Raw genomic sequence first — 23,647 nt, 5'->3', positions numbered from 1 at the left:
AAAAGGGCTGGTCTAGGGCCAGCCCTTTTTTTGTGTCTATAAATAAACAAATAAAACAATAATAAAGGGAAATAACATGGCTATCAGAGGCGAATTTTCCTCTCGAATAGGGTTCGTGCTAGCAGCGGCAGGCTCAGCAGTTGGACTCGGCAATATTTGGGGTTTTCCCACAAAAGTAGCGAGTAACGGAGGGGCTGCGTTTGTTCTCGTGTACTTACTGCTAGCGTTTGTACTCGCATACCCAGTTCTTATGGCTGAACTTATCATTGGACGCAGTTCTCGTTCAAATATGGTTGACGCATTGGGCAAAATATCGGGTAATTTCGCTGGGAGACTTACCGGTATATGGGGCTGCGTTACCGTATCTCTTATCCTTGCTTTTTACGCAATTGTAGGTGGGTGGATGCTCGTTTACTTTGCCGATGCTGCAGTTAGCTTAGTTGGATTAACAAGTGCAAGCGACTGGTTACTTACCTCATCAGTTACGCGTAACGTTATTTTCTGTTTTTTATTCATGAGTTTAACTGCATTTATCGTTGTTGGCGGTGTTAAGTCAGGCATTGAGAAGTGGTCAGTACGACTGATGCCTACATTAGTTATTCTCATTCTTGCATTGATTGTTTATGTGAGCTTACAGCCAGGCGCTGTAGAAGGGTGGTCAGCTTATTTAGTGCCTGACTTCTCTCGCGTTTTAGACCCAGAACTATTGATTAACGCTATGGGACAAGCGTTTTTCTCGATGTCTTTAGGCGTAGGGACCATGCTGGTCTACGGCTCCTACCTTAGTAAAAATGAAAACTTACCAAGCATTGGCGCTTCCGTTGCGCTAGTCGATATAGGTGTAGCCGTGATTGCTGGTATGCTTATTATTCCAGCTATGTATGTTGCACTGAATAATGGCGTTGAGATTTTTACGCCAGAAGGTGCGTTAATTCAAGGCGATACGCTCATTTTCAAAGTACTACCTGCTCTTTTTGACACCATAGGAACAGTGGGGCTTTTCGTTGCTTTTACCTTTTTCGCTTTAATGGCAATTGCGGCAGTAACTTCTTCCATCTCGATGTTAGAAGTACCGGTTGCCTTTATGGTTGAGAGCAAAGGTCTTCAGCGTAAAAAAGCAGTAGTGCTGATGGCCTCGATTATCTTCTTATTAAGTTGCGTCATCATTTTAAATTTTGAAACCTTGTTTGGCCTTGTAATCGCTCTAACTACAGAGTACAGCCAGCCACTTCTTGGACTAGCGTTATGTATTTTTGCTGGTTGGGTATGGCGTAGAGACGCAATACTCGAAGAGCTTAAGCAAGGTGATCAGTATGCTGAACACAGTATTTTCTGGAAAATCTGGCCTTGGTATGTGCGCTTTGTATGCCCAGTCATCATCGCGCTAATGTTCTATCGCTCAGTGTTTTAAAGCGCCATAAGTTGCAGCAAACAGCACAATTAACGCGTTATAAATACAATAAAAAAGGTTTTTAAAAACGACAATGACGAATAAAGAGATAAAAACGCCGTCACTACTCGATGCAATACTTCCTATTCTTGCGCTAGTGATCATGATGGGAAGTGCAGTTTACCTGTTTGCGGATAATTCTTCATATGGTCCAAACCAAATTGCGTTGCTTTTGGCAATGGGCTTAGCTGCTATTATTGGCATGAAAAATGGGTACAGCTGGAAAACGATAGAGAAGGGGATCGTAGATGGAATTTCCATGTCTCTGGGTGCCTGTTTAATATTGTTAGCCGTAGGCTCACTCATTGGTACATGGATGCTTGCCGGCACCGTGCCTACGCTTATTTATTTTGGGTTAGAGTTACTTAACCCTTCGTTTTTCTACGCTGCTGCATGCTTAATCTGTGCGGTAGTTGCTATGAGTATTGGTAGTTCTTGGACTACTGCAGCAACGGTAGGTGTGGCGTTAATGGGGGTTTCAGCGGGTATGGAAATGTCTGCTGCGATTACCGCTGGCGCTGTAGTATCTGGTGCGTACTTTGGCGACAAAATTTCGCCATTATCTGAAACTACAAATTTAGCACCGGCTGTTGCGGGGACCGATTTGTTCGAGCATATCCGCTATATGCTGTGGACGACCATTCCAAGCTTTGTCATTGCCCTTGTATTATTCACTGTCCTTGGTTTTAGCGAAGTAGGTGAAGCTAAAGCAGAGCGTATTGAACAAATGCAGCTATTGCTTAATGACTCTTTTGACTTGGGGTGGCATTTATTAATACCTCTTGTCGTTCTACTTACTTTAGCAATTAAGAAAATGCCCGCTTTCCCTGCGGTTTTCATTGGCGCTTTGTTAGGGGGCGTTTGGGCCGTTGTGTTTCAGTGGGATGTGGTTACATCCATGGCAAGTAGCGATGACTCAGCAAACATTGGCGCGCTAAAAGTTGTGTGGACAGCGCTATTTGATGGGGTGAGCTTTTCTACGCCAGACGAAAATTTGAATAGCTTGCTGTCTCGCGGCGGCATGTCATCTATGCTAAATACAATATGGCTTATTATTTGTGCTATGTCGTTCGGAGCCGTACTTGAGCGTGTAGGTTTGTTAAAACGTGCTGTGTCTGCCATATTAATTGGCGCTAAGTCAGCGGGTGATATGGTAAGTCGAACCATTCTTACGTGTTTTGGAACTAACCTTGTAACGGCAGATCAGTATATTTCTATCGTTATGCCAGGCCGTATGTACAAAGAAGAATTTAAAAAACGAGGGTTAGATCAGCTTAACCTTTCTCGTAGTCTTGAAGACGGTGGAACACTTACATCTCCGCTCATTCCTTGGAACACCTGTGGTGCCTACATGCACAGTGTTTTATTGGTAAACCCATTTGATTATGTATTCTATGCATTCTTTAACGTAATCAACCCGATCCTTGCTGTTGTGTACGCGTATTTAGGTATTAAGATTCTACGTATTACACCACCACACGTTGAAGTTAACAGTAAAGAAACGGTTTAACCAAACGTTCCAAATAAACCCACGTAGGCTTTCTTTTAGGAGGATCTATGTCAGTTCAAGCTAAACGCCGGGCGGATTATCTGCCGCCCGCTTTTTCAATAGCGACAGTTGACCTACATATTACGCTACATCCAACGAAAACTCAGGTTATCAGTACATTATCCGTCACTCGTAATGGAAAGCATAACGACCCTTTAATTCTTGATGGCGATAACTTGTCGCTTAACGCTATTGCTATTAACGGTAATGCTTTATCTGGTGACGAATATTCGGTTTCGGATACGTCGTTAAGCATTGCCACTCATCTCGATGAATTTGTCTTAGAAATTACTAACACCATTGCGCCTGAACAAAATAAAGCGCTAGAAGGCTTGTATTTATCGGCCGGTGCTTATTGCACGCAGTGTGAAGCAGAAGGGTTTCGCCGAATTACCTATTTTATGGACCGCCCTGACGTTTTGTCTGTTTACACGGTTACTGTCATTGCTGATAAATCAGTGCCTATGCTACTTGCCAACGGCAATCCGGTAGACAAAGGGGATATCGATGAAAACACCCATTTCGTGAAATGGCACGACCCGCATCCCAAACCTTGTTACCTTTTTGCATTGGTTGCCGGTGATTTCGATTTACTAACCGATAGCTACACAACGACAAGCGGTAAAGAAGTTGCGCTAGAGTTGTATGTCGACAAAGGCAAAAAATCCCAGGGCGTATTCGCTTTAGAGTCTCTTAAACGCGCAATGAAATGGGACGAAGATGTTTTTGGGCTAGAATACGATTTAGATATTTACATGATTGTTGCCGTCGACTTCTTCAACATGGGAGCGATGGAAAATAAAGGTTTAAACGTATTTAATAGTAAATTTGTTTTAGCTGACCAGAAAAGTGCGACTGACGATGACTTCTTTAATGTAGAGTCTGTTATTGCACACGAGTATTTCCACAATTGGACGGGTAACCGTGTTACTTGTCGCGATTGGTTCCAACTAAGCCTCAAAGAAGGGCTTACAGTATTCAGAGACCAACAGTTTAGCGCTGATATGACCTCGGCGCTAAGTAACCGTATAAAGCATGTTCGCGTAATGCGAGAGCATCAGTTCGCTGAAGATGCCAGCGCAATGAGTCACCCCATTCGCCCTGAAGAAGTGATTGAAATGAATAACTTCTACACGGTAACAGTTTATGACAAAGGTGCAGAAGTTATTCGTATGTTCCACACATTGCTTGGACCTGATAGGTTCAGACGAGGGATGGATGAGTACTTCAGAAGACACGATGGTCAAGCGGTCACGTGTGACGACTTTATTTCAGCCATGCAGTCAGCGACTGATTTAGATTTAACTCAGTTTACGCGTTGGTACAGCCAATCCGGTACCCCTGTGATTTCCGTTAAACACAGTACGGAAGCTACGGGTAACGACACCGTTAATCATACCTTTACTTTGACGCAACACACGCCCGCTACTTCAGACCAAAGTGAAAAGCTTCCACTGTATATCCCAGTGAATATTGAGATAATCGATAAAGAGGGTAATACCTACACTGACAACGAATCGCTTATTGATGATGGTATGGTTATCTTAAAAGATGCGTCTTTGCGTCTAACTGTAGATGCTAAAAGTACTGATTTAACACCGGTAGTATTAGGTAACTTTTCGGCGCCAGCAAAAGTAGAAAATCCGCTAGATACAGAATCTTTACTTACTATTTTCAAACACGCAAAAGATCCGTTCAATCGCTGGGACGCAATGCAAGCATTGTATGACCGCTGTATAAAGCAGTTGGAGGAATCTCCAGGCTCTGCCATCAGTAACGATATTTGGAACGGCGTTAAACAAGCAATAGCTCAAGAGCAGAATAATCTGGAACTGCTTGGCGAATGTCTCGTTATTCCTTCTTTTGAAACCTTGTGTCAAAGTCGCAGCAATATCGCCGTTCCTTCGCTTTCGATGGCAAGAAAGGCATTTTCTGAGCAGTTTTCCCGAGCGCTTGAGCAAGAACTATTAGCAGTATTTAACAACATTGAACATAGCGCGTACAGCTATACGCAAGATGCAATCAATCAGCGCCGATGTAAAAATGTGGTGCTCGCGCATTTAGCACGGTTGCCTCAATACGAAGACCTTATCGTGTCGCAATTTGATAATGCAGATAATATGACCGATACACTAGGGGCACTTAGAAGTGCGCAACACTGCACTGCAAGCACGTTCGATAGTTTGATGGCTCGATTTGAACAAACGTGGAAACACGATCCTCTGGTTCTAGACAAATGGTTTGCGCTTCATGCAACGCAAAATCGCGACGATATCTTTGCTACTATCACGATGCTATGTGAGCACCCGCAGTTTGCAATGAGCAACCCAAACCGTGTTCGCTCTGTTATCGGTAGTTTTGCGTTCTATAACAGCGAAAGGTTCCATGCCGAAGATGGTAGCGGTTATAAGTTTGTAACTGACTATCTGCTCAAGCTTGATGCGGTTAACCCTCAAGTTGCCGCTCGTATAGCAACACCGTTAACCCAGTGGCAGGGTTTCGCTAGCGAACACCAGGTTCATATGAAGCAGCAGCTTGGCCGTCTACTTAACCACAAGGGCCTGAGTAAAGACTTGTTTGAAAAAGTAAGTAAAAGCCTTGCTTATGAAAAGCGTTAACGCTACAGACGCAGTTTTTTACTTTTCAATAAACGCACCTTACAAACAATGTGAGGTGCTTTATGTCCCTACTATGCCAGATGTGGTCATGGTGAGTGAGTCAGGTTTAAGCGTACAAGTACCGACCAATCGGCTACGCCAATTTATCACATCAGACGGTATTAAAGGCCGGTTCAGAATGGTCATTGACGCTAATAAAAAAATAAAATCTTTTGAAAGGCTCGGATAGAGCCTTTTTATTTTTTCCAGAGCTATTCCTTACGCAATACTTCAACTCCCTGTGTATCTTGGGTTCAAGATTTTCACAAGTACATTACACTCTTAAAAAGCTACTTAATGATAAAAAGATAATTTCTCGTTAAAACTTGTACAATTTTCCTGCAAGTTTATAAATGCCTTTTATACTCACAATAAAGCAATAACTATTTGATACGACTAATGTTGTAAATTTTGTTAACTGGTAGGATTAGTTCTTGCGGTTATGGCAAAATGATGTAATGATTTTGTTAATCGTTATGGTTGGTCATGATGTCACGTATTAAGTCACATCGACTTGGGAGTATAAAAATATGAAAAACGGGCCTAGCGCTTTTAAGATATCACCGGTAGCAGCGGGAGTTCTCTCTCTGCTAGGTGCTGCTGCAGTACCAGTACATGCTGCAAATTGGCAAGTAGGTGATGTAAATATTTCTTTAGATTCGACATTTACATTAGCTACAAGTATTCGAACAGAGGCAAGAGATTACGACCTTATTGGTAATAGTAACCATCCTCAGTTTGACTGGAGCGGTTATCACGCAGCTTTCAACCCTTTATACCCAAGCGGCGATGTGTGGGGTTTAGCTGATGGAGCGTATTCAACGAATGGTGACCTCGGTAACCTAGCGCACGATCCAGGCGATGCGTTCGCAACGCAAGTTTCAGGCACACATGAATTAGATATTAACTTCGGCGACTATGGTTTCTTCGCTCGCGGATTCTGGTTCTATGATTTTGAGCAAATGGATGGTGACCGTCCTTACTCTAACCCAATAACAGGCAACCAATACGATCTTTGTCAAGACCCAGAGGCGGAAGACCTATTATGTACAGATGTTCGTTTGTATGATGCGTTCTTTTATGGCGACTGGTGGATTGGTGACAAGCCGCTTACCCTTCGCGTAGGTCGCCAGGTAATCAGCTGGGGTGAAAGTACCTTCATCCAGCATGGTATCAACACAACAAACCCTGTGGATGTAACGCGTGCTCGTGCACCAGGTGCCGAACTAAAAGAAGTATTCCTACCGGTAGGTATGGTTTATGCGTCTTTAGGTCTAACTGATACGGTAAGTATTTCAGGTTACTATCAGTATGAGTGGCAACGCAGCTGGCTTCCTGTGTCAGGCAGCTACTTCGCCGGTAACGACTTCGCAGGTGAGGGCGGTCAACGCCAGAATATTCAGTTAGGCTTTAGTGGTAATCCAGATATTGACCTAGATCACTTATTAACTGCTTTAAATGGTTACGGTGATTTACTACGTTCAGGCGCTGATGCTGCAGATATCTCTCAAGCTTATCTCGCTTACCCGACAAAAGTTGCTATTCGTGGCTTCTCTGATGAGGCGCATAACGATGCAGACGACCAAGGCCAATATGGCTTGCGCTTAACGTGGTTTGCTGAGAATTTGAATGAAACAGAATTTAGTTTCTACCACATCAATTATCATAGTCAAAGACCTCTTATCTCGGGTAAAACGTCTGACTTCACTGATGAAGGTATAGGCGCAGACCTAGCGTTCCTAGCCACTAACACGGTGACTCGAGATAATATTACAGAGTTAGGAGCGTTCACGCAGTCTGAATTCTACTATCCAGAAGACATCAAACTTTACGGTATGAGTTTCAACACCAACATTGGTACTACGGCTCTTGCAGGTGAATTTGCTTATCGTGTAGATGAGCCACTTCAAATAGATGATGTAGAGTTGCTTTACATGGGTATGCCTGAGCAGTTAGCTAACGCAGGCTTACGTCCAGACCTTGAAGGAATCTCACAGCTAAATAATATTGGCCGTGCTGTAGGTCCAGGTGAGACAGCAGAAGGTTTCCTCTTCTCTGATACGTGGCAAATGCAATTTACCGCGTCACATGTATTCGGTCCTAAATTTGGCTCTGACAACTTCGTACTTCTAGGTGAAGTAGGTTATGTAAACGTTGTCGACATGCCAGATCCAGACGTTATTCGCTTAAATGCACCGGGTACTGCTCGTACACCATCACTTGAGCCTATTAACGGTAACTACCGTGAAGGTCTACATCAAGGGCTTTCGGATGGTCCAGAAACTAACCCGTTTGCAACTGACGATGCGTGGGGCTATCGCTTATTGGCGGTTGCTGACTACAACTCAATATTCGCTGGCATGAACCTTCGAGTTCGCGGTACTTTCTCCCATGACGTTGAGGGTACTACGCCAGATCCATTATTCCTTTTTACAGAAGATGTTAAGTCTGCTGCACTTTCTTTCACGTTCGATTATTTAAGTAAATGGTCTGCAACGGCGTCTTACAGTGCGTTCTGGGGCGGCATTGGTACAACTAATGCGCTATCTGACAGAGACTTCATTTCATTTAACATCAAATACGCAATCTAAGAGTGGTTTTTATGATTAGAAAAGTAGGAATTATTGCAGCCGCCTTGTCACTGGCTTTATCTGGTGCAAGCGTTATGGCTAAAGTGTCTGATGCAGACGCAAACAAATTGGGTAATGAACTTACGCCCCTCGGCGGTGAAAAAGCGGGTAATGCTGATGGCAGTATCCCTGCTTGGACTGGCGGTATTACGACTGCGCCTGCTGGGTACAGTGTGGGTGACCACCATCCAGACCCTTACCCAGAAGACAAGGTTTTGTTCGAGATAACAGCACAGAACTATAAAGAGTACGCGGAATTCTTATCTGAAGGCCAGAAGAAGCTTTTCGAGGCTTACCCAGAAACTTTCCGTATGCCGGTTTACCCAACCCGCCGCTCTGCGTCTAACCCACAGGCTATTTATGATGCGACTAAGGTAAACGCTACTCGCGCTGAGCTTCTCGACGACGGTAATGGTCTTAAAGGTGCAGTTTTGGGCATCCCATTTCCAATACCACAAAACGGTCTTGAAGCAATTTGGAACCATATTCTTCGTTATCGCGGAGCAGCGGTTCAGCGTAACGGTGGACAAGCAGCGGTTACTACAGGTGGTGATTACAACGTAATCGGTTTTGATGAGCAGTTATTGATTAAATATGCTGAAGAAGGTGCTACACCTGAAAAGCTAACAGATGAAAATATTCTGTTTATGTTTAAGCAAAAAGTCACTAAGCCAGCTCGTCTAGCAGGTACGGCGTTACTTGTTCACGAGACAGTAGATCAGGTTAAAGAGCCGCGTAAAGCTTGGACGTATAACACTGGTCAGCGTCGTGTTCGCTTAGCACCTAACATCGCTTACGATACGCCAGGAACAGCAGCTGACGGCCTGCGCACTACTGATGATTTCGACATGTTCAACGGTTCTCCTAATCGTTACGATTGGAAGCTTGTTGGTAAACAGGAAATGTTTGTCGCATACAACAACTATGCACTACATTCAGACAGTGCTTCATACGACGAAATATTAAAGCCAAATCACGTTAATCCAGATTTAACGCGTTGGGAAAAGCACCGTGTTTGGGTAGTTGAAGCTACGTTGAAAGAAGGTTTCCGTCACATTTATCAAAAACGCGTATTCTTCATTGATGAAGATAGCTGGCAAATTCAAGTCGCTGATATGTATGATAATCGTGGCGAACTTTACCGCGTTGGTGTAGCTTATGGTGTTAACTACTATGAAGTTCCTACGCAATGGTCGACGCTTGATGCGTACTACGACTTAAACTCTCGTCGTTATTTGGCCATTGGCTTAGACAACGAAGAGCAAATGTACGACTTCACCGTACGCCCTCGAGATGTGGAATTCACGCCTCAGGCGTTACGACGAGAAGGTAAGCGCTAATCACCTTACACAACAAACGGTTGGCAATTGCCAGCCGTTTTTGTATACAGACAATTATAAATAGGGGGAATGGTTAATTATGAAAAAAACCATTGCAGCGTGCATTGCCGCCACATTCGCAGCTAATTACTCTACAGCTGCACTTGCCGAAGAAGCATTTATGGCACCATTGGTTGAGCAATCAGTTCTTTTGGACATAGACGCTGATTCATTTGTCGTTATTGTCGGTGAACGCGGTCACGTATTAGTGTCGGAAGATGGCAAAACTTTTCATCAAAAAACGGTGCCAACTCAATCAACGCTCACCGCAACCACGGTTGTAGGCGAAAAAATATGGGCAGTAGGTCACGACGCTGTCATTCTTCATTCTTCAGATAGGGGCGAAACATGGGAGATACAAAATTATCAACCCGAACTTCAACGCCCATTTTTAGATGTATTGTTCTTCAATGATAAGCAAGGCATTGCTACAGGCGCTTACGGCCTGTTTTATCGTACTACAGACGGTGGGAACACCTGGAGTGCAGAACGTCACGCGAGCTTGTTAGACCCTCTTGACCAAGAGTACCTTGAAGAAATCCGCGAGGAAGATGAAGCATTCTATCAACAAGAACTAGAATCTATTCTGCCCCACTTAAATCGTGTAACCCTTGATGGTGATACGCTTTACCTAGCGGGTGAAGCGGGACTTTTGGCCAAGAGTGTTGATAAAGGTCAGTCTTGGGAACGTTATTACGTCGACTACACAGGCTCTTTCTTCGACATCAAGCCACTGGATGAAAACACGGTACTTGCAGTAGGTCTTCGTGGGAATATTTTCGTAAACAGAGATCAAGGGGAATGGGAATACGTGCAAACCTGTTCAACTAGCACCCTTAATTCAATTTTAATTGAATCAGAATCACAGGTTTATGCTTTGGGTAACAACGGCATGATGGTAAGTGCACAACGCCCGCTACCTACCAGTACGCGTGATCCTTATGCCAATCCATCCAATTGTCAAAGTGACGACGGCATCTCCGTGTCACAAATAAAAGATAAAGCCGCGATTTTAAACGCCACCGAGTTTGACGGTACCAGCATTGCTGTTACTGCAAATGGCATTAAAACGTTGAATTTAAAATAGGGCAGTATAAAAACAATGACCCATTTTCTTGAAAAATTAGTGTTTGGTAACCGCAAAATTGTGGTGGCACTGTTTGCCATTGCAACGGTTTTTCTAGGTTACCAAGCCTCACAAATGCGCCTAGACGCAGGTTTCGAAAAAAATATTCCGCTTAATCACGAGTACATGAAAACGTATATTGAGCACCGCCAAGATTTTGGTGGGGCCAACAACATCTTAGTTTCAGTATGTGATAAAAACGATAATATTTATAATCAAAATTTCTTCGATACGTTAAAGAATGTTCACGACCAGCTTTTCTTCATAAATGGCGTAAACCGTTCTTTGGTAATTTCACTATTCTCTCCGTCTACACGCTTCACTGAAATTGTGGAAGGTGGTTTTGCTGGCGGGCCTGTTATCCCAGCCGACTTTGACTCGTCAAACCCTGAAGCTTTAGAGCTCGTGGCTGCGAACGTAGAAAAAGCGAACATCGTTGGTAGACAGGTTTCAAGTGACTACAGCTGTGCAATGGTAACCGCGCAGTTGCTAGACATTGACCCTCAAACGGGAGAGCCGCTTGATACCCTTGCGTTAGCAGCAGAGCTTGAAGAACAGCTTCGCGGTCAATACGAAAACGAAAATACGTCTGTCCATATTATTGGGTTTGCGAAAATGATTGGCGACGTGGCCGATGGCGCTAAAGATGTACTACTGTTTTTCGCTATTGCTATCGCAATTACGGCCGTTATGGTGTACTTCTTCTCTCGAAGCCTCATGCTTACCGTGTTGCCATTGCTATGTTCAATTATCGCCGTCATCTGGCAGCTTGGACTTTTGACTTCCATTGGTTTTGGCATGGACCCTATGTCAATTCTAGTGCCTTTCCTTGTATTTGCCATCGGTGTGAGCCACGGCGTTCAAATGATTAACGCGGTAGAAAAGCAAGCGGTGACAGGTATTGGCGCTAAACGGGCGTCTATGGCTGCGTTTAGAAACCTATTAGTTCCAGGCGGAATAGCCTTATTATCAGATACTGTAGGTTTTATGACGCTACTGGTCATTGATATTGGTATTATTCGCGAGCTAGCAATAACAGCGAGTATGGGTGTTGCGGTAATTATACTGACCAATCTTTTATTACTTCCTGTTCTAATGAGTTTCTTAAAGTTAGACCAGAAGTATGTAGAGAAATTCGCAGGTAAGGAAAACGCAAATTCTAAATTCTGGGAAGTAATTGCGGCGTGTTCACGTAAAAAGCCAGCCGCGTTTATTCTAATTGTCACCGCTATTTTGTTCGTGCTCGGTCATTTCCAAGCACAAAACATGAAGATAGGGGACTTGCACGCCGGCGCACCAGCGCTACACGAAACTTCTCGTTACAACGAAGACACCTTTTTAATCACTGATAAATACGAAGTTACGGTGGATTATATCTCTATACTTGTAGAGACTACGCCTGAAGCTTGTACCTCGCACAGTGTGATGAAAGCCATGGACGACTTCCAATGGAAAATGGAGAACGTACAAGGCGTCCAGTCTGCGGTATCTCTTGCATCAGTAGCCAAAATTGTGAATGCCGGTTACAACGAAGGGAATGTTAAATGGCAAGTTCTTCCGCGCAATCAACAGACGTTAGTTCAGGCTATTTCTCGCGTACCTACCTCGTCTGGGCTGCTTAACGGCGATTGTTCAGTTATGCCTATCATACTGTTTATGGAAGATCACAAGGCGGAAACTATCTCTCGCGTTGTTGATGCCGTTAAATCTTACCGTGATGAATACCAAACTGACGATATGAAGTTTAGTCTTGCTTCTGGTCCTGTTGGCGTAATGGCTGCTACCAATGAAGCGGTCAGCGCAGCACAAGATCCAATGATGCTCTACGTATTTGGTGCTGTTATCGCGTTGTGTTTAATAAGTTTCCGCTCAATTCGTGCCACGTTAGTCGTCGTAATACCGCTGTATGTGGTGTCAGTGTTGGCTCAAGCGCTAATGACATACCTGCAAATTGGCCTCACCGTTTCTACATTACCAGTTATCGCACTTGGCGTGGGAATCGGAGTGGACTATGGTATTTATATCCTTTCTACCAAAAGCTTAATGCTGAAGAAAGGTGCTACCGTTCAAGAAGCTTATTTCGCTGCTTTGAAAGAGCGCGGAAGTGCAGTGCTGTTTACTGGCATAACGCTAGCTATAGGCGTAAGCACCTGGGTGTTCTCTTCACTTAAGTTCCAAATGGATATGGGTATATTGCTAACGTTTATGTTTGTTGTGAACATGCTTGGCGCAATAATTGTACTGCCCGCTTTAGCTAGATTCCTGTGGTGGAATAAGAACGACCCTGATGCATAAATTATTTTTGCATAGCTACGCATAAAAAAGGGCCTTTAGGCCCTTTTTTTTGGGTGTTTTCTGCATAGTTATCTATGCTGTTAATATAAGGTTAAAAATGGGCTTTCATTAGCGCCATTTATTAGAGAAAATAGTTAGGTACTCGGCACTTATACCAAGTTGAATTGGTATTACGACATTCAAAAAAGGTTAACAAATGACAGTCACCTCACAGCGACACTCAGTACTGCTAGACAATGTATTTGCACTTATTGATAAAAAAGTAGATACCAAGCAGAAGTCTCTTGTGCAGCAATTCGGACGTCTGTTGTATAAAAACATATCAAGCGACGACCTAGAAAATCGCAACGACAGCGACCTTTATGGTGCAACACTTAGTTTATGGAATGGTTTGGCAAAATTTGAATACGCTTCGCCTTACATTCGCGTTTTCAATCCAGAAATAGCTAAACACGGCTGGCACTCAAGCCATACAATTGTTGAGATTATTGTGTCAGACATGCCGTTCTTAGTTGACTCTGTGCGTATGCTGCTGAACCGGTTGAACATTACCGCGCATTTATTTCTTCATAGTCCCATAGGCGTTAAGCGCGACAAAGCGAACAAACTTGAAGCTTTTGCAGAACCCGGCCAAACCATTGATGGCGCAAAAAAAGAGACCGTCATTTTCATTGAAGTCGACAGACAAACATCGAAAAAAGATATCGATGCTTTGACTAAGGAACTTCATTCAGTGGTTGATGAGGTATCTTTAGCGGTTGAAGACTGGCAGGGTATGACTAGCACCTTGCAAGACGTTATCAAAAATAACGCGAAATACAATTGGCCTGTGTCTGCAGATGCGAAAAAGCAGACCAAGGAATACCTCGAGTGGCTAGGTGACCATAACTTCACCATGATGGGATATCGCTATTATGAGGTCAAAGCAATTGAAGGCGACCATAGGTGGATACCGAGAAACGACACCAGCTTAGGTCTTCTGAAAAACTCAATAAACGACCGCGAACGTCTGTTATCCAGACTGCCGGCATCAGCAAGAGCTGAAGCATTGAGCAAAAACCCGTTGATACTGACCAAAACAAATTCTCGTGCTCGCGTGCATCGTCCAGCCTATATGGATTATGTAGGCGTGAAGGTATTTAACAAAGACGGGCAGGTAGTAGGTGAGCATCGCTTCCTAGGGCTTTATTCAGCGTCATTTTATAACAACAGCGTAACCCAGCTACCCATTTTACGAGAGAAGATTAAGCGTATTTGTGAATTATCTGGCTTTGAGCCAGGCACACATGCATACAAAGCTTTCGCGAATATAATTGAAACCTATCCCCGTGATGAACTACTGCAAACCCCAGCAGAAGAACTTGCGCAAATTGTGATGGGCATTTTCCAAATGCAGGAGCGTGGTATATCTCGTCTGTTTATTCGCAAAGACACATTTGGCCGCTTTTTCTCCTGTATGGTATTTGTACCAAGAGAGCGCTATAACACTCAACTGCGTAAAGAAACCCAAGCGCTACTTAAAGCATCATTAGGCGCTACTGAAGAAGTCGAATTTACCACCTTCTTTTCAGAGTCTGTATATGCCCGTACGCATTACATTGCTAGAGTCAACGACAACAACGCGGAATTCGATGTGAAGGAAATAGAGCAAAACATTATTGAGTTGACCAAAACCTGGAACGACAGACTGGCATCAGCAATTTCAGCGGCTCACGGCGAAGCGTCGGGTAAGGCGCTTGAGCGCAAATACAACAATGCATTCTCTCGTAGTTACATGGAGCACAATCTACCCTCGGCAGCGCTGGTTGATATCGGCAAGCTAGAGATGCTTGACGACAGTCACACCTTGGATATGTTGTTCTATCGCCCCCAAGAAGAAGATGCTGATAGCCAGGTAGTTAAGCTTAAGCTTTTCCACCGTGCAGAGCCTATTCACTTGTCTGATGTATTGCCCATGCTTGAGAATTTTGGGTTACGCGTAATCGATGAAAGTCCTTATAAAATCACGTGTTCTGAAGGTGAGCGTAACTGGGTAATGGACTTTACCATGCTGCATAAAAGTGGTCAGCATTTTGATATGGAAGCGGCGCAAACTCTTTTCCAAGATGCCTTTGCTAAGGTGTGGTACAAAACACTTGAAGATGATGCGTTCAACCGCCTCATACTAGGCGCCAATATGACAGGCCGAAAGGTGACCGTGCTGCGTGCATACGCCAAATACATGCGCCAAACTGGCAGCTCATTTAGCCGAGACTATATTGCAAACACGTTGTCTAACTATCCGGACATTGCCCGTTTATTGGTAGACTTCTTTGACCAACGCTTCGACCCCAAGAAAAAGCGTAACCAGAAAAAAGAAGACGCAATACTAGAAACGATCAAAGCTCAGCTAGACAATGTAAGTAACCTTGATGATGACCGTATTATCCGTCGTTATTTGGATATGATGTCGGCAACCTTACGTACCAATTTTTATCAGCCAGACGATGCGGGCAACGAAAAGTCTTATGTGTCATTTAAAATGATGCCTGAACTTATTCCAGAGATGCCGCTACCGTTACCTAAGTTTGAAATCTTTGTATACAGCCCACGCGTAGAGGGCGTGCACCTTCGCGGTGGTAAAGTGGCCCGCGGTGGCCTGCGTTGGTCTGACCGTCAAGAAGATTTCAGAACCGAAGTACTTGGCTTAGTGAAAGCGCAGCAGGTTAAAAATACAGTCATTGTTCCCGTTGGTGCGAAAGGCGGTTTTGTTTGTAAAAACCTGCCTGTCGGTGAGGGCCGAGCAGCTATTCAAGCAGAAGGGCAAGCTTGTTATCGCACTTTCATTACAAGCTTGTTAGATATTACCGATAACATTGTTAATGGCGAGATAGTTCCGCCGAAAGATGTAGTACGCCTAGACGACGATGACCCATATTTGGTTGTAGCTGCAGACAAAGGTACCGCCACTTTCTCTGATATTGCGAATGGCATAGCAGAGGAGTTTGGTTTCTGGTTAGGTGATGCATTCGCCTCTGGTGGAAGCATTGGATACGACCATAAGAAAATGGGCATCACTGCGCGCGGCGGATGGGAGTCGGTGAAGCGCCATTTTAGAGAAATTGGTATCGATTGCCAGACTACAGATTTTACCGCGGTGGGCGTGGGTGATATGGCAGGGGATGTTTTTGGTAATGGTATGTTGCTGTCAAAGCACACGCGGTTAATTGCGGCATTTAACCACTTACATATCTTCTTTGACCCTAGCCCAGATGCGGCAGCAAGCTACAAAGAGCGCCAACGTTTATTTGAAAATCCAAGCCTTAGCTGGGAAGACTACGATAGCAAACTGATTTCCAAAGGCGGTGGTGTATTTAGTCGTGCGTCTAAGTCAATCAAGCTGACCCCAGAAATGAAAAAGTGGTTGGGAACGCGTCAATTAACAATGACGCCTAACGAGCTTATTCATAACATTCTGAAAATGCCTGTTGATTTACTTTGGAACGGTGGAATTGGTACCTACATTAAAAGTAAAAAAGAATCCCACTCTGAAGTGGGTGACCGTGCAAACGATGATCTACGCGTTAATGGCCAAGACGTCCAGGCGAAAATTGTAGGTGAGGGCGGCAACTTAGGCTTAACTCAGCTCGGTCGTATTGAATATGCATCAAACGGCGGCCGCGTTAACACGGACTTTATTGATAACGTTGGCGGTGTAGATTGTTCTGATAACGAAGTTAACATTAAGATTTTGCTTAACAGCTTGGTCAATGATGGCGAGCTAACGCTTAAGCAGCGTAATAAGTTACTTTACGATATGACTGACGATGTTAGCAGAATTGTATTGAAAGACTGTTACCGTCAAACCCAGTCTATCTCTATTACCGAGTTAGCTGGCGTGAAACAACTTAAAGAGCAACTTCGCTTTATCCACGGTCTCGAACGCGAAGGGCAGCTTAACCGTGAGCTAGAGTTCATACCGAGTGATGACGAAATTTCCGATCGCGTGGCAACCGACCAGGGACTAACGCGCCCTGAACTAAGCGTGTTAATAGCCTATGGTAAAATGGTGCTTAAAGATGCGCTTAATATTCCAGAAATTACTGACAACCCTTACCACGGTAAGCTCTTAGTTGAAGCCTTTCCTAAAGTACTTCGCGAGAAATTTGCAGCTCACATGCAGCAGCACCCCCTCAGAAGCGAAATTATCGCTACTAAATTAACCAACAATATGGTTAACGATATGGGCCTTAACTTCGTATTCAGAATGCAAGAAGAGACAGGTGCGAGTGTAAACGAGATTGCAGATGCCTATGCGATTGTGCACGGTATCTTCAACATGAATACACTATGGGAGCGCATTGAAGAATTAGATAACGTTATTCCTGCCAAGCTTCAGCTTAAAATGCTTGATGAAGCGCGCAGAATAATGCGTCGAGCCTCACGTTGGTATATTCGCCATGGCAATAAAGCACAGTCTATTGAAGAAGCCATTGCGAGTTATCGCGGCACATTCGATATCTTGTCGAAAAACTTACAGCATTACTTAGTTGAAAGCGAATATGCGCAATTAGAAGCGGAAACGCAGAAGTATATTGAAAAGGGCGTGCCACAGGATATTGCTTATCAAGTAGCGAGCTTCTCAAACATGTTCTCAAGCTTTGACTTGGCTCAAATTGTAGAGTCCGACAAGCACGATACTGATGTGGTCGCTAAGCTTTATTACCAGTTGGGTTCGCGTTTAGAGCTTCACTGGTTCTTAGACCAAATTAACAATCAAGCGGTAAGTAACCACTGGCAGGCATTGGCACGTGCATCATATCGTGAAGAGCTTGATTGGCAGCAGCGTTCAATTGCAGCAAATCTGTTAGCTTCTCGCGAAGATGTGAGCAACGCCGACCAAATTTTAGATGAGTGGATTGAGAGTAATCAGGTACTTCTTAAACGTTGGTATCACATGATGTCAGAGTTTAAGACCAGTACAACTCACGAATTTGCGAAATTTTCTGTCGCTTTACGCGAATTGATGCTTTTAAGCGTGAAGTCTAACCATTAGAATACACGCACCTTAATGATTTAAGCCCTGTTTATCAGGGCTTTTTATTGGCCGATTGGTTATCATTAACGAGCTCTATACCGTTTTTTGTTTTCAGATAACCTGTAAACGTGAGCCGTAGTTACGACCAACAGACCATTAATAAGCGAGCGTTAAACACAACCATGCAATCTCTAGTGCAAAAGTTCTTACTTCAGTGCGAGCCTGAAAAAAGTCACGATTTCACCATTAATTGGTTAAACAAGACACAACATACACCGCTGAAATGGATGTACAGCACACCAACGCTTAAAAAGCCCGTTACCGTTGCCGGCATGACTTTCGACAATCCTGTGGGGTTGGCCGCAGGCCTGGATAAAAACGGTGATTGTATTGATGCGTTTTCAAGCATGGGGTTTGGTTTTGTAGAGATTGGCACAGTCACGCCTCGTCCACAGCCTGGCAATCCTAAACCTCGCTTATTTAGAATTCCTGAAAAGCACGCCATTATTAATCGCATGGGATTTAATAATAAAGGTGTTGATCACCTTGTCGAGCAAGTAAAAAAAGCCCAGTTTAAAGGGCCGATTGGTATTAACATTGGTAAAAACAAAGACACCGAAGAAGCGAAAGCACTCGACGATTATTTAATTTGCTTAAATAAGGTTTATCCTTACGCCAGCTATATCACTATTAATATCTCATCACCTAATACGCCTGGGCTTAGAAATCTGCAATACGGTGAAGCGCTTGATAAGTTGCTAGTAGGCTTAAAAGCCGCGCAAGAAACACTAACTCAAACTCACGGAAAATACGTACCGCTATTTATTAAGATAGCGCCAGATTTAAGTGATGTTGAAATCGAAAGTATTGCAGCATCGCTAATTAACAGCAAAATGGACGGTGTGATCGCGACAAATACAACGCTTTCACGTGACTCGGTTGCTGGACTACAGCACGCTGATGAAATGGGTGGCCTTAGCGGTTCAGTGATGACCGACATGAGCCTAGAAGTAACCCGTAAACTAAATAAGGCGCTTGACCGCGCTATACCTATTATCGGCGTAGGGGGCATCGACTCTCCCGAAGCGGCGCAAGCGCGGTTAGACGCAGGCGCATCATTAGTGCAAGTCTACTCGGCCTTTATTTATCAAGGCCCATCACTCGTTAAACGTATCGTAAACGCGTTATAATACAGTCGGATTAAAGTACACCCGAAACCAATCTCTCGTGTACGTGCTTCAAGTTAAGCGCGTACATCAAAAACAGGTACATGAATGAATACTATTCTGGTTACGACCAGTCGCGGTCTTGACGAACTATTGAAACAAGAAGTGCTAAGCCTTTGCCCTGATGCACACATTAAACAGGGGCCTGGTACCATTCAGTTTGAAGGGTCAAAAGAAGATGCTTATAAGCTTTGCTTATGGTCACGCTTGGCTAATCGCGTAATCTGGGTACTAGCATCCGGTAAAGCTGGCGATGCAGAGGCTTTGTATAACACAGCTATGGGCATTGACTGGCAAATGCAGATGGATTCACGTCATACCTTATCTGTACAGTTTATCGGTACTAACTTTGCTATCAAAAATACTCAGTTTGGCGCGGTTCGTGTTAAAGACGCCATCGTTGACTCATTCGTTGAGCAAGGTTTGCCTCGCCCGTCAGTCGAGCGTAAAAGCCCTGATATCTCTGTTTATGCCAGACTGCATCGTGACAATGTGATATTGGGTATAGACTTAGCGGGAGCGAGTCTGCACCAACGCGCGTACCGACAAGAGACCGGTGACGCTCCGCTTAAGGAGCATATCGCCAGCGCAATGCTTATGCGCAGTGGTTGGACAGAAAACACCGATGCACCCATGGTAGATTTAATGTGTGGCTCAGGCACTATCGCAATAGAAGCTGCTTATATAGCTCGAAATATAGCGCCGGGGATTAAGCGTTCATATTGGGGCTTTACTAAATGGCTCGGTCACGAAGCAAAGATTTGGGAAGATTTGGTAGAGCATGCCATTTCGGTTCAAAAGCCAAGCTGTGGCGGTATTTATGCGGGCGACTTCAGTCGTAAAATGGTTGCGATTGCAAAAGCTAATGCCGATTTCGCTGGCGTATTCAATGATATTTCGTTTTCTCAGCAAGATGCGACGAAATCGTCGCCGCCAGTTAGCACACCAGGTTACGTTGTGTCTAACCCCCCGTATGGTGAACGCTTAGGCGAACTAACTTCATTAATACCGCTATTTAGCGATTGGGGTAAACGTTTTAAAGAAGCTTGGAAAGGCTGGCATGTATCGCTGCTTAGTAGTAACCGTGATTTGCTACGGGTATTAAAGCTACGCGCAACCAAAGATTACGCCATGAATAATGGTAAGTTAGAGTGCCGTTTAGCTAACTATGTACTTGATGAACAAAACACGATTCAATTTAGTGAAGACGCCGGCAACCATGAATTTGCTAATCGTTTGAAGAAAAACCTCAAGCGTATGAAAGGCTGGATCAAGGGCGCTAACACAAACTGCTACCGAATTTACGACGCTGATCTTCCCGATTATAACGTGGCCGTAGATAGATACGGTGATTGGCTGGTAGTACAAGAATATGCACCTCCGAAGACTGTTTCGGAAGACAAGGCGCGTAAACGCTTGCAAGAGGTATTACTACACCTACCGGCAGTTACTGGAGTCTCTCCTAAGCACATAGCACTTAAGGTACGTAGCCAGCAAAAAGGCACTAAGCAATACGAAAAAATAAACCAGTCTGGCGAAATGATGGAAGTGTTCGAAAACGACGCACGTTTTCTGGTTAACCTTACTGATTACCTGGATACGGGTCTTTTCTTGGACCACCGCAATACTCGTCAAAAAGTGCAAGCCTTATCCCAAGGTAAAGACGTACTCAACCTGTTCTCTTACACGGGCAGCGTTTCGGTATTTGCGGCAAAGGGCGGCGCAAAATCTGTAACTACAGTAGATATGTCAAATACGTATTTAGAGTGGGCAAAGAAAAATATAGCGTTAAATAAACTAAATGGCCCCCATGCCTTCATTCAAGCCGATTGCACCACATGGTTAGGTACGCACAAAGGTAAATATGACCTTATTTTTATCGACCCACCGTCGTTTTCAAATTCAAAGCGCATGCAGAACACATGGGACGTTCAGCGCGACCATGTAAAGATGCTTACCGACGCCAAAGCCTGCTTAAAAGAGCAGGGGACGATTATTTTCTCTAACAACAAACGTGGGTTTAAGCTTGACGAGTCAGCCATTAATGCCCTTGGCTTGACGATTGAAAATATAACTCACGAGACCATACCCGAAGATTTTGCTCGTAAGGGTAAAATACACCAGTGTTGGATTTTGCGTTCATGAAAATAATTTTCTACACGGGCCCCCAATGTAGCCTTTGTGATTTAGCCGATGCAGAGCTTCAGCAGACGTCTACATTTTCGTCACTTGATATTGAGAAAGTCAACATTCGCACAAGTACCGAGCTTTATCATCTGTATGGTGCCCGTATCCCAGTGTTAAAGCGGGCCGATAATGAAAAAGAGATTGGATGGCCTTTTAATGCCGCCGATTTAGAGGAGTTTCTTCAGTGAGCATTTTGCAGTTAAAAAACATCACTGTCATATATGGAAATCCACCGCTTTTAGACGGTGTTGAACTGGTTGTTCAGCCCAAAGAGCGCGTATGCTTAGTTGGTCGCAATGGAAGCGGTAAATCAACCCTAATGAAAGTTATCGCAGGGGATATTATTGCCGACGATGGCCAGCGTATTATTGAAAATAATACTGTAATCGCACGTTTAGAGCAGGACCCGCCACAAACGACAGATGTAACACTGTTTGATTACGTTGCTGAAGGTTTATCTGATGTCGGTGAAACGCTAAAAGCTTATTTTCATCAAACCCGCATTGTGGGTGAAGACCCTAGTGAAGCTAACTTAAATAAGCTCCAGCGCTTGCAAGAGCAATTAGAGGCTAGAGACGCTTGGCAGTTTGAGCAGCAAATTGAGCAAACGCTTACCATGCTTAAACTGGACCCTGAAATATCGTTATCAACGTTATCTGGTGGCTGGCGCAGAAAAGCCGCGTTAGCGCGTGCGCTAGTACGTCAGCCGGATTTATTGCTGTTAGACGAACCCACTAACCACCTTGATATTGAAATGATCCGCTGGCTTGAATCGAGCTTAAGCAACTATCAAGGGGCTATTGTATTTGTCAGCCACGACCGTGCTTTTATACGCGCCATGGCAACGAGAATTATTGACCTAGACCGCGGTTCTGTTACCAGCTATCCAGGCAATTACGAAACCTATCTTGAGAAAAAACAGCACGATTTAGAAGTTGAAGCGTCGCAAAACGCTGAATTTGATAAAAAGCTTGCGCAAGAAGAAGTATGGATTCGACAAGGTATTAAAGCTCGTCGTACCCGTAACGAAGGCCGAGTGAGAGCGCTGAAAAAACTACGCGAAGAGCGCAAAGCGCGCAGAGCAGTGCAGGGCAATGCAGTGGTTAACCAACATCAGGGCGCGCGCTCTGGCAAAATGGTGTTTGAGGTAAAAGACTTAAGCTATAGCATTGAAGGTAAGTCTATCGTAAATAGCCTAAACTTAAATGTCTTACGCGGTGATAAATTAGCACTAATAGGGGCTAATGGTTGCGGTAAAAGTACACTTATTAAACTGCTTTTAGGCCAATTACAGCCGGATAAAGGTTACTGTAAGCAAGGCACGAATCTAGAAGTTGCGTATTTCGACCAGCACCGACATGGTTTAGATCTAGAGCAAACAGTTATCGATGCAGTAGGCGATGGTAAGCGCGACCTTATGGTGAACGGCCACCCGCGCCACGTAATTAGTTATTTGCAAGACTACTTGTTTACGCCTGAACGCGTAAATGCGCCAGTTAAGTCACTGTCAGGGGGCGAAAAAAACCGCTTGATGCTCGCCAAACTTATGCTTAAACCGAGCAATGTTTTGGTTCTCGATGAACCGACTAACGACTTAGACGTCGAAACCTTAGAAATGCTTGAAACCTTACTCAACGAGTATACTGGAACCGTGCTTTTAGTAAGCCACGACAGGGAATTCGTGGATAATGTTGCTAATAGCAGCGTAGTTTTTGAAGGTAACGGCCTGCTTCGTGAATTTATAGGGGGTTTCACTGACGTAGAAAACTGGTATAAAGAGCAACAGGAAAAACGTCAGCAAATCGAAAAGGAAGAGAAAGCCAAGGTAAAGAATGAAACTAATTTAGCTTCTGACAGTCCTAGTGCTAAGTCTTCTCCCCGTAAGACGAAAAAGCTATCATATAAAGACCAGCGTGAACTTGAGTCCTTGCCCAAAGAACTAGAAACACTTGAGGAAGAACTTGAGGCTATGCAAGAAAAAGTCAACGACCCAGACTTTTTCAAACAAGACAGTGACATTACTGCCAAGGCGTTAGCCGAACTGGCAGATAAAGAAGAATTACTTTCCCAGAAATATGCGCGCTGGGATGAACTAGAAAGTATGCTGGAAGATAATCAGCAGTAAATAGGA

The 23,647-nt window shown here is 44.1% G+C and carries 13 protein-coding genes; all 13 read left to right on the top strand.

Annotation, left to right across the window (positions count from 1 at the left end; genetic code table 11):
• The first annotated feature begins 76 nt into the window (after positions 1-76).
• The 13 genes from D1814_RS17410 (at position 77) to uup (ending at position 23,641) form a co-directional block, all read left to right on the top strand.
• Positions 77-1,411: a sodium-dependent transporter gene (locus tag D1814_RS17410; protein ID WP_118494783.1), complete on the top strand. Its 1,335-nt coding sequence runs from the start codon at positions 77-79 to the stop codon at positions 1,409-1,411.
• Between the two features lie 73 nt (positions 1,412-1,484).
• A complete protein-coding gene (gene nhaC / locus D1814_RS17405; RefSeq protein WP_118494781.1) occupies positions 1,485-2,960 on the top strand; it encodes a Na+/H+ antiporter NhaC in 1,476 nt (491 codons plus the stop codon).
• Between the two features lie 47 nt (positions 2,961-3,007).
• Positions 3,008-5,617, top strand: a complete 2,610-nt coding sequence (gene pepN, locus D1814_RS17400) for an aminopeptidase N (RefSeq protein WP_118494779.1) — start codon at positions 3,008-3,010, stop codon at positions 5,615-5,617.
• Complete coding sequence (locus tag D1814_RS17395) at positions 5,604-5,846, top strand: DUF2835 family protein (RefSeq protein ID WP_118494777.1); 243 nt, start codon at positions 5,604-5,606, stop codon at positions 5,844-5,846. Before pepN ends, D1814_RS17395 begins: the two co-directional genes overlap by 14 nt.
• A gap of 340 nt (positions 5,847-6,186) precedes the next feature.
• Positions 6,187-8,247 (top strand): DUF1302 domain-containing protein, encoded by a 2,061-nt coding sequence (locus D1814_RS17390; protein WP_118494775.1) that lies wholly within the window; start codon positions 6,187-6,189, stop codon positions 8,245-8,247.
• An 11-nt stretch (positions 8,248-8,258) separates the two neighbouring features.
• Positions 8,259-9,626 (top strand): DUF1329 domain-containing protein, encoded by a 1,368-nt coding sequence (locus D1814_RS17385; protein ID WP_118494773.1) that lies wholly within the window; start codon positions 8,259-8,261, stop codon positions 9,624-9,626.
• 79 nt (positions 9,627-9,705) lie between these two features.
• Entirely contained in the window at positions 9,706-10,752 is a 1,047-nt protein-coding gene (locus tag D1814_RS17380; RefSeq protein WP_118494771.1) for a WD40/YVTN/BNR-like repeat-containing protein, read from the top strand.
• 15 nt (positions 10,753-10,767) lie between these two features.
• Positions 10,768-13,086, top strand: a complete 2,319-nt coding sequence (locus D1814_RS17375; protein WP_118494769.1) for an efflux RND transporter permease subunit — start codon at positions 10,768-10,770, stop codon at positions 13,084-13,086.
• 196 nt (positions 13,087-13,282) lie between these two features.
• Positions 13,283-18,121, top strand: a complete 4,839-nt coding sequence (locus D1814_RS17370) for an NAD-glutamate dehydrogenase (protein ID WP_118494767.1) — start codon at positions 13,283-13,285, stop codon at positions 18,119-18,121.
• Between the two features lie 164 nt (positions 18,122-18,285).
• Positions 18,286-19,293 (top strand): quinone-dependent dihydroorotate dehydrogenase, encoded by a 1,008-nt coding sequence (gene pyrD / locus D1814_RS17365; RefSeq protein WP_118494765.1) that lies wholly within the window; start codon positions 18,286-18,288, stop codon positions 19,291-19,293.
• An 84-nt stretch (positions 19,294-19,377) separates the two neighbouring features.
• Positions 19,378-21,474: a bifunctional 23S rRNA (guanine(2069)-N(7))-methyltransferase RlmK/23S rRNA (guanine(2445)-N(2))-methyltransferase RlmL gene (gene rlmKL / locus D1814_RS17360; RefSeq protein ID WP_118494763.1), complete on the top strand. Its 2,097-nt coding sequence runs from the start codon at positions 19,378-19,380 to the stop codon at positions 21,472-21,474.
• Positions 21,471-21,704, top strand: coding sequence for a glutaredoxin family protein (locus tag D1814_RS17355; RefSeq protein WP_118494761.1), 234 nt, complete (start codon positions 21,471-21,473; stop codon positions 21,702-21,704). The genes rlmKL and D1814_RS17355 overlap by 4 nt, the downstream gene beginning before the upstream one ends.
• A complete protein-coding gene (gene uup / locus D1814_RS17350; RefSeq protein ID WP_118494759.1) occupies positions 21,701-23,641 on the top strand; it encodes an ATP-binding cassette ATPase Uup in 1,941 nt (646 codons plus the stop codon). Before D1814_RS17355 ends, uup begins: the two co-directional genes overlap by 4 nt.
• Positions 23,642-23,647 lie beyond the last annotated feature (6 nt).

Source organism: Alteromonas sp. BL110 (assembly GCF_003443615.1).
Classification (GTDB): Bacteria; Pseudomonadota; Gammaproteobacteria; order Enterobacterales; family Alteromonadaceae; genus Alteromonas.
Note: the sequence above shows the minus strand (reverse complement) of the source record. Positions and strands in the feature narration are given on the sequence as shown.

Coding starts and splice junctions, on each gene's coding strand:
- D1814_RS17410 (WP_118494783.1), top strand. CDS start 77: ATGGCTATCAGAGGCGAATTTTCCTCTCGAATAGGGTTCGTGCTAGCA.
- nhaC (WP_118494781.1), top strand. CDS start 1,485: ATGACGAATAAAGAGATAAAAACGCCGTCACTACTCGATGCAATACTT.
- pepN (WP_118494779.1), top strand. CDS start 3,008: ATGTCAGTTCAAGCTAAACGCCGGGCGGATTATCTGCCGCCCGCTTTT.
- D1814_RS17395 (WP_118494777.1), top strand. CDS start 5,604: ATGAAAAGCGTTAACGCTACAGACGCAGTTTTTTACTTTTCAATAAAC.
- D1814_RS17390 (WP_118494775.1), top strand. CDS start 6,187: ATGAAAAACGGGCCTAGCGCTTTTAAGATATCACCGGTAGCAGCGGGA.
- D1814_RS17385 (WP_118494773.1), top strand. CDS start 8,259: ATGATTAGAAAAGTAGGAATTATTGCAGCCGCCTTGTCACTGGCTTTA.
- D1814_RS17380 (WP_118494771.1), top strand. CDS start 9,706: ATGAAAAAAACCATTGCAGCGTGCATTGCCGCCACATTCGCAGCTAAT.
- D1814_RS17375 (WP_118494769.1), top strand. CDS start 10,768: ATGACCCATTTTCTTGAAAAATTAGTGTTTGGTAACCGCAAAATTGTG.
- D1814_RS17370 (WP_118494767.1), top strand. CDS start 13,283: ATGACAGTCACCTCACAGCGACACTCAGTACTGCTAGACAATGTATTT.
- pyrD (WP_118494765.1), top strand. CDS start 18,286: ATGCAATCTCTAGTGCAAAAGTTCTTACTTCAGTGCGAGCCTGAAAAA.
- rlmKL (WP_118494763.1), top strand. CDS start 19,378: ATGAATACTATTCTGGTTACGACCAGTCGCGGTCTTGACGAACTATTG.
- D1814_RS17355 (WP_118494761.1), top strand. CDS start 21,471: ATGAAAATAATTTTCTACACGGGCCCCCAATGTAGCCTTTGTGATTTA.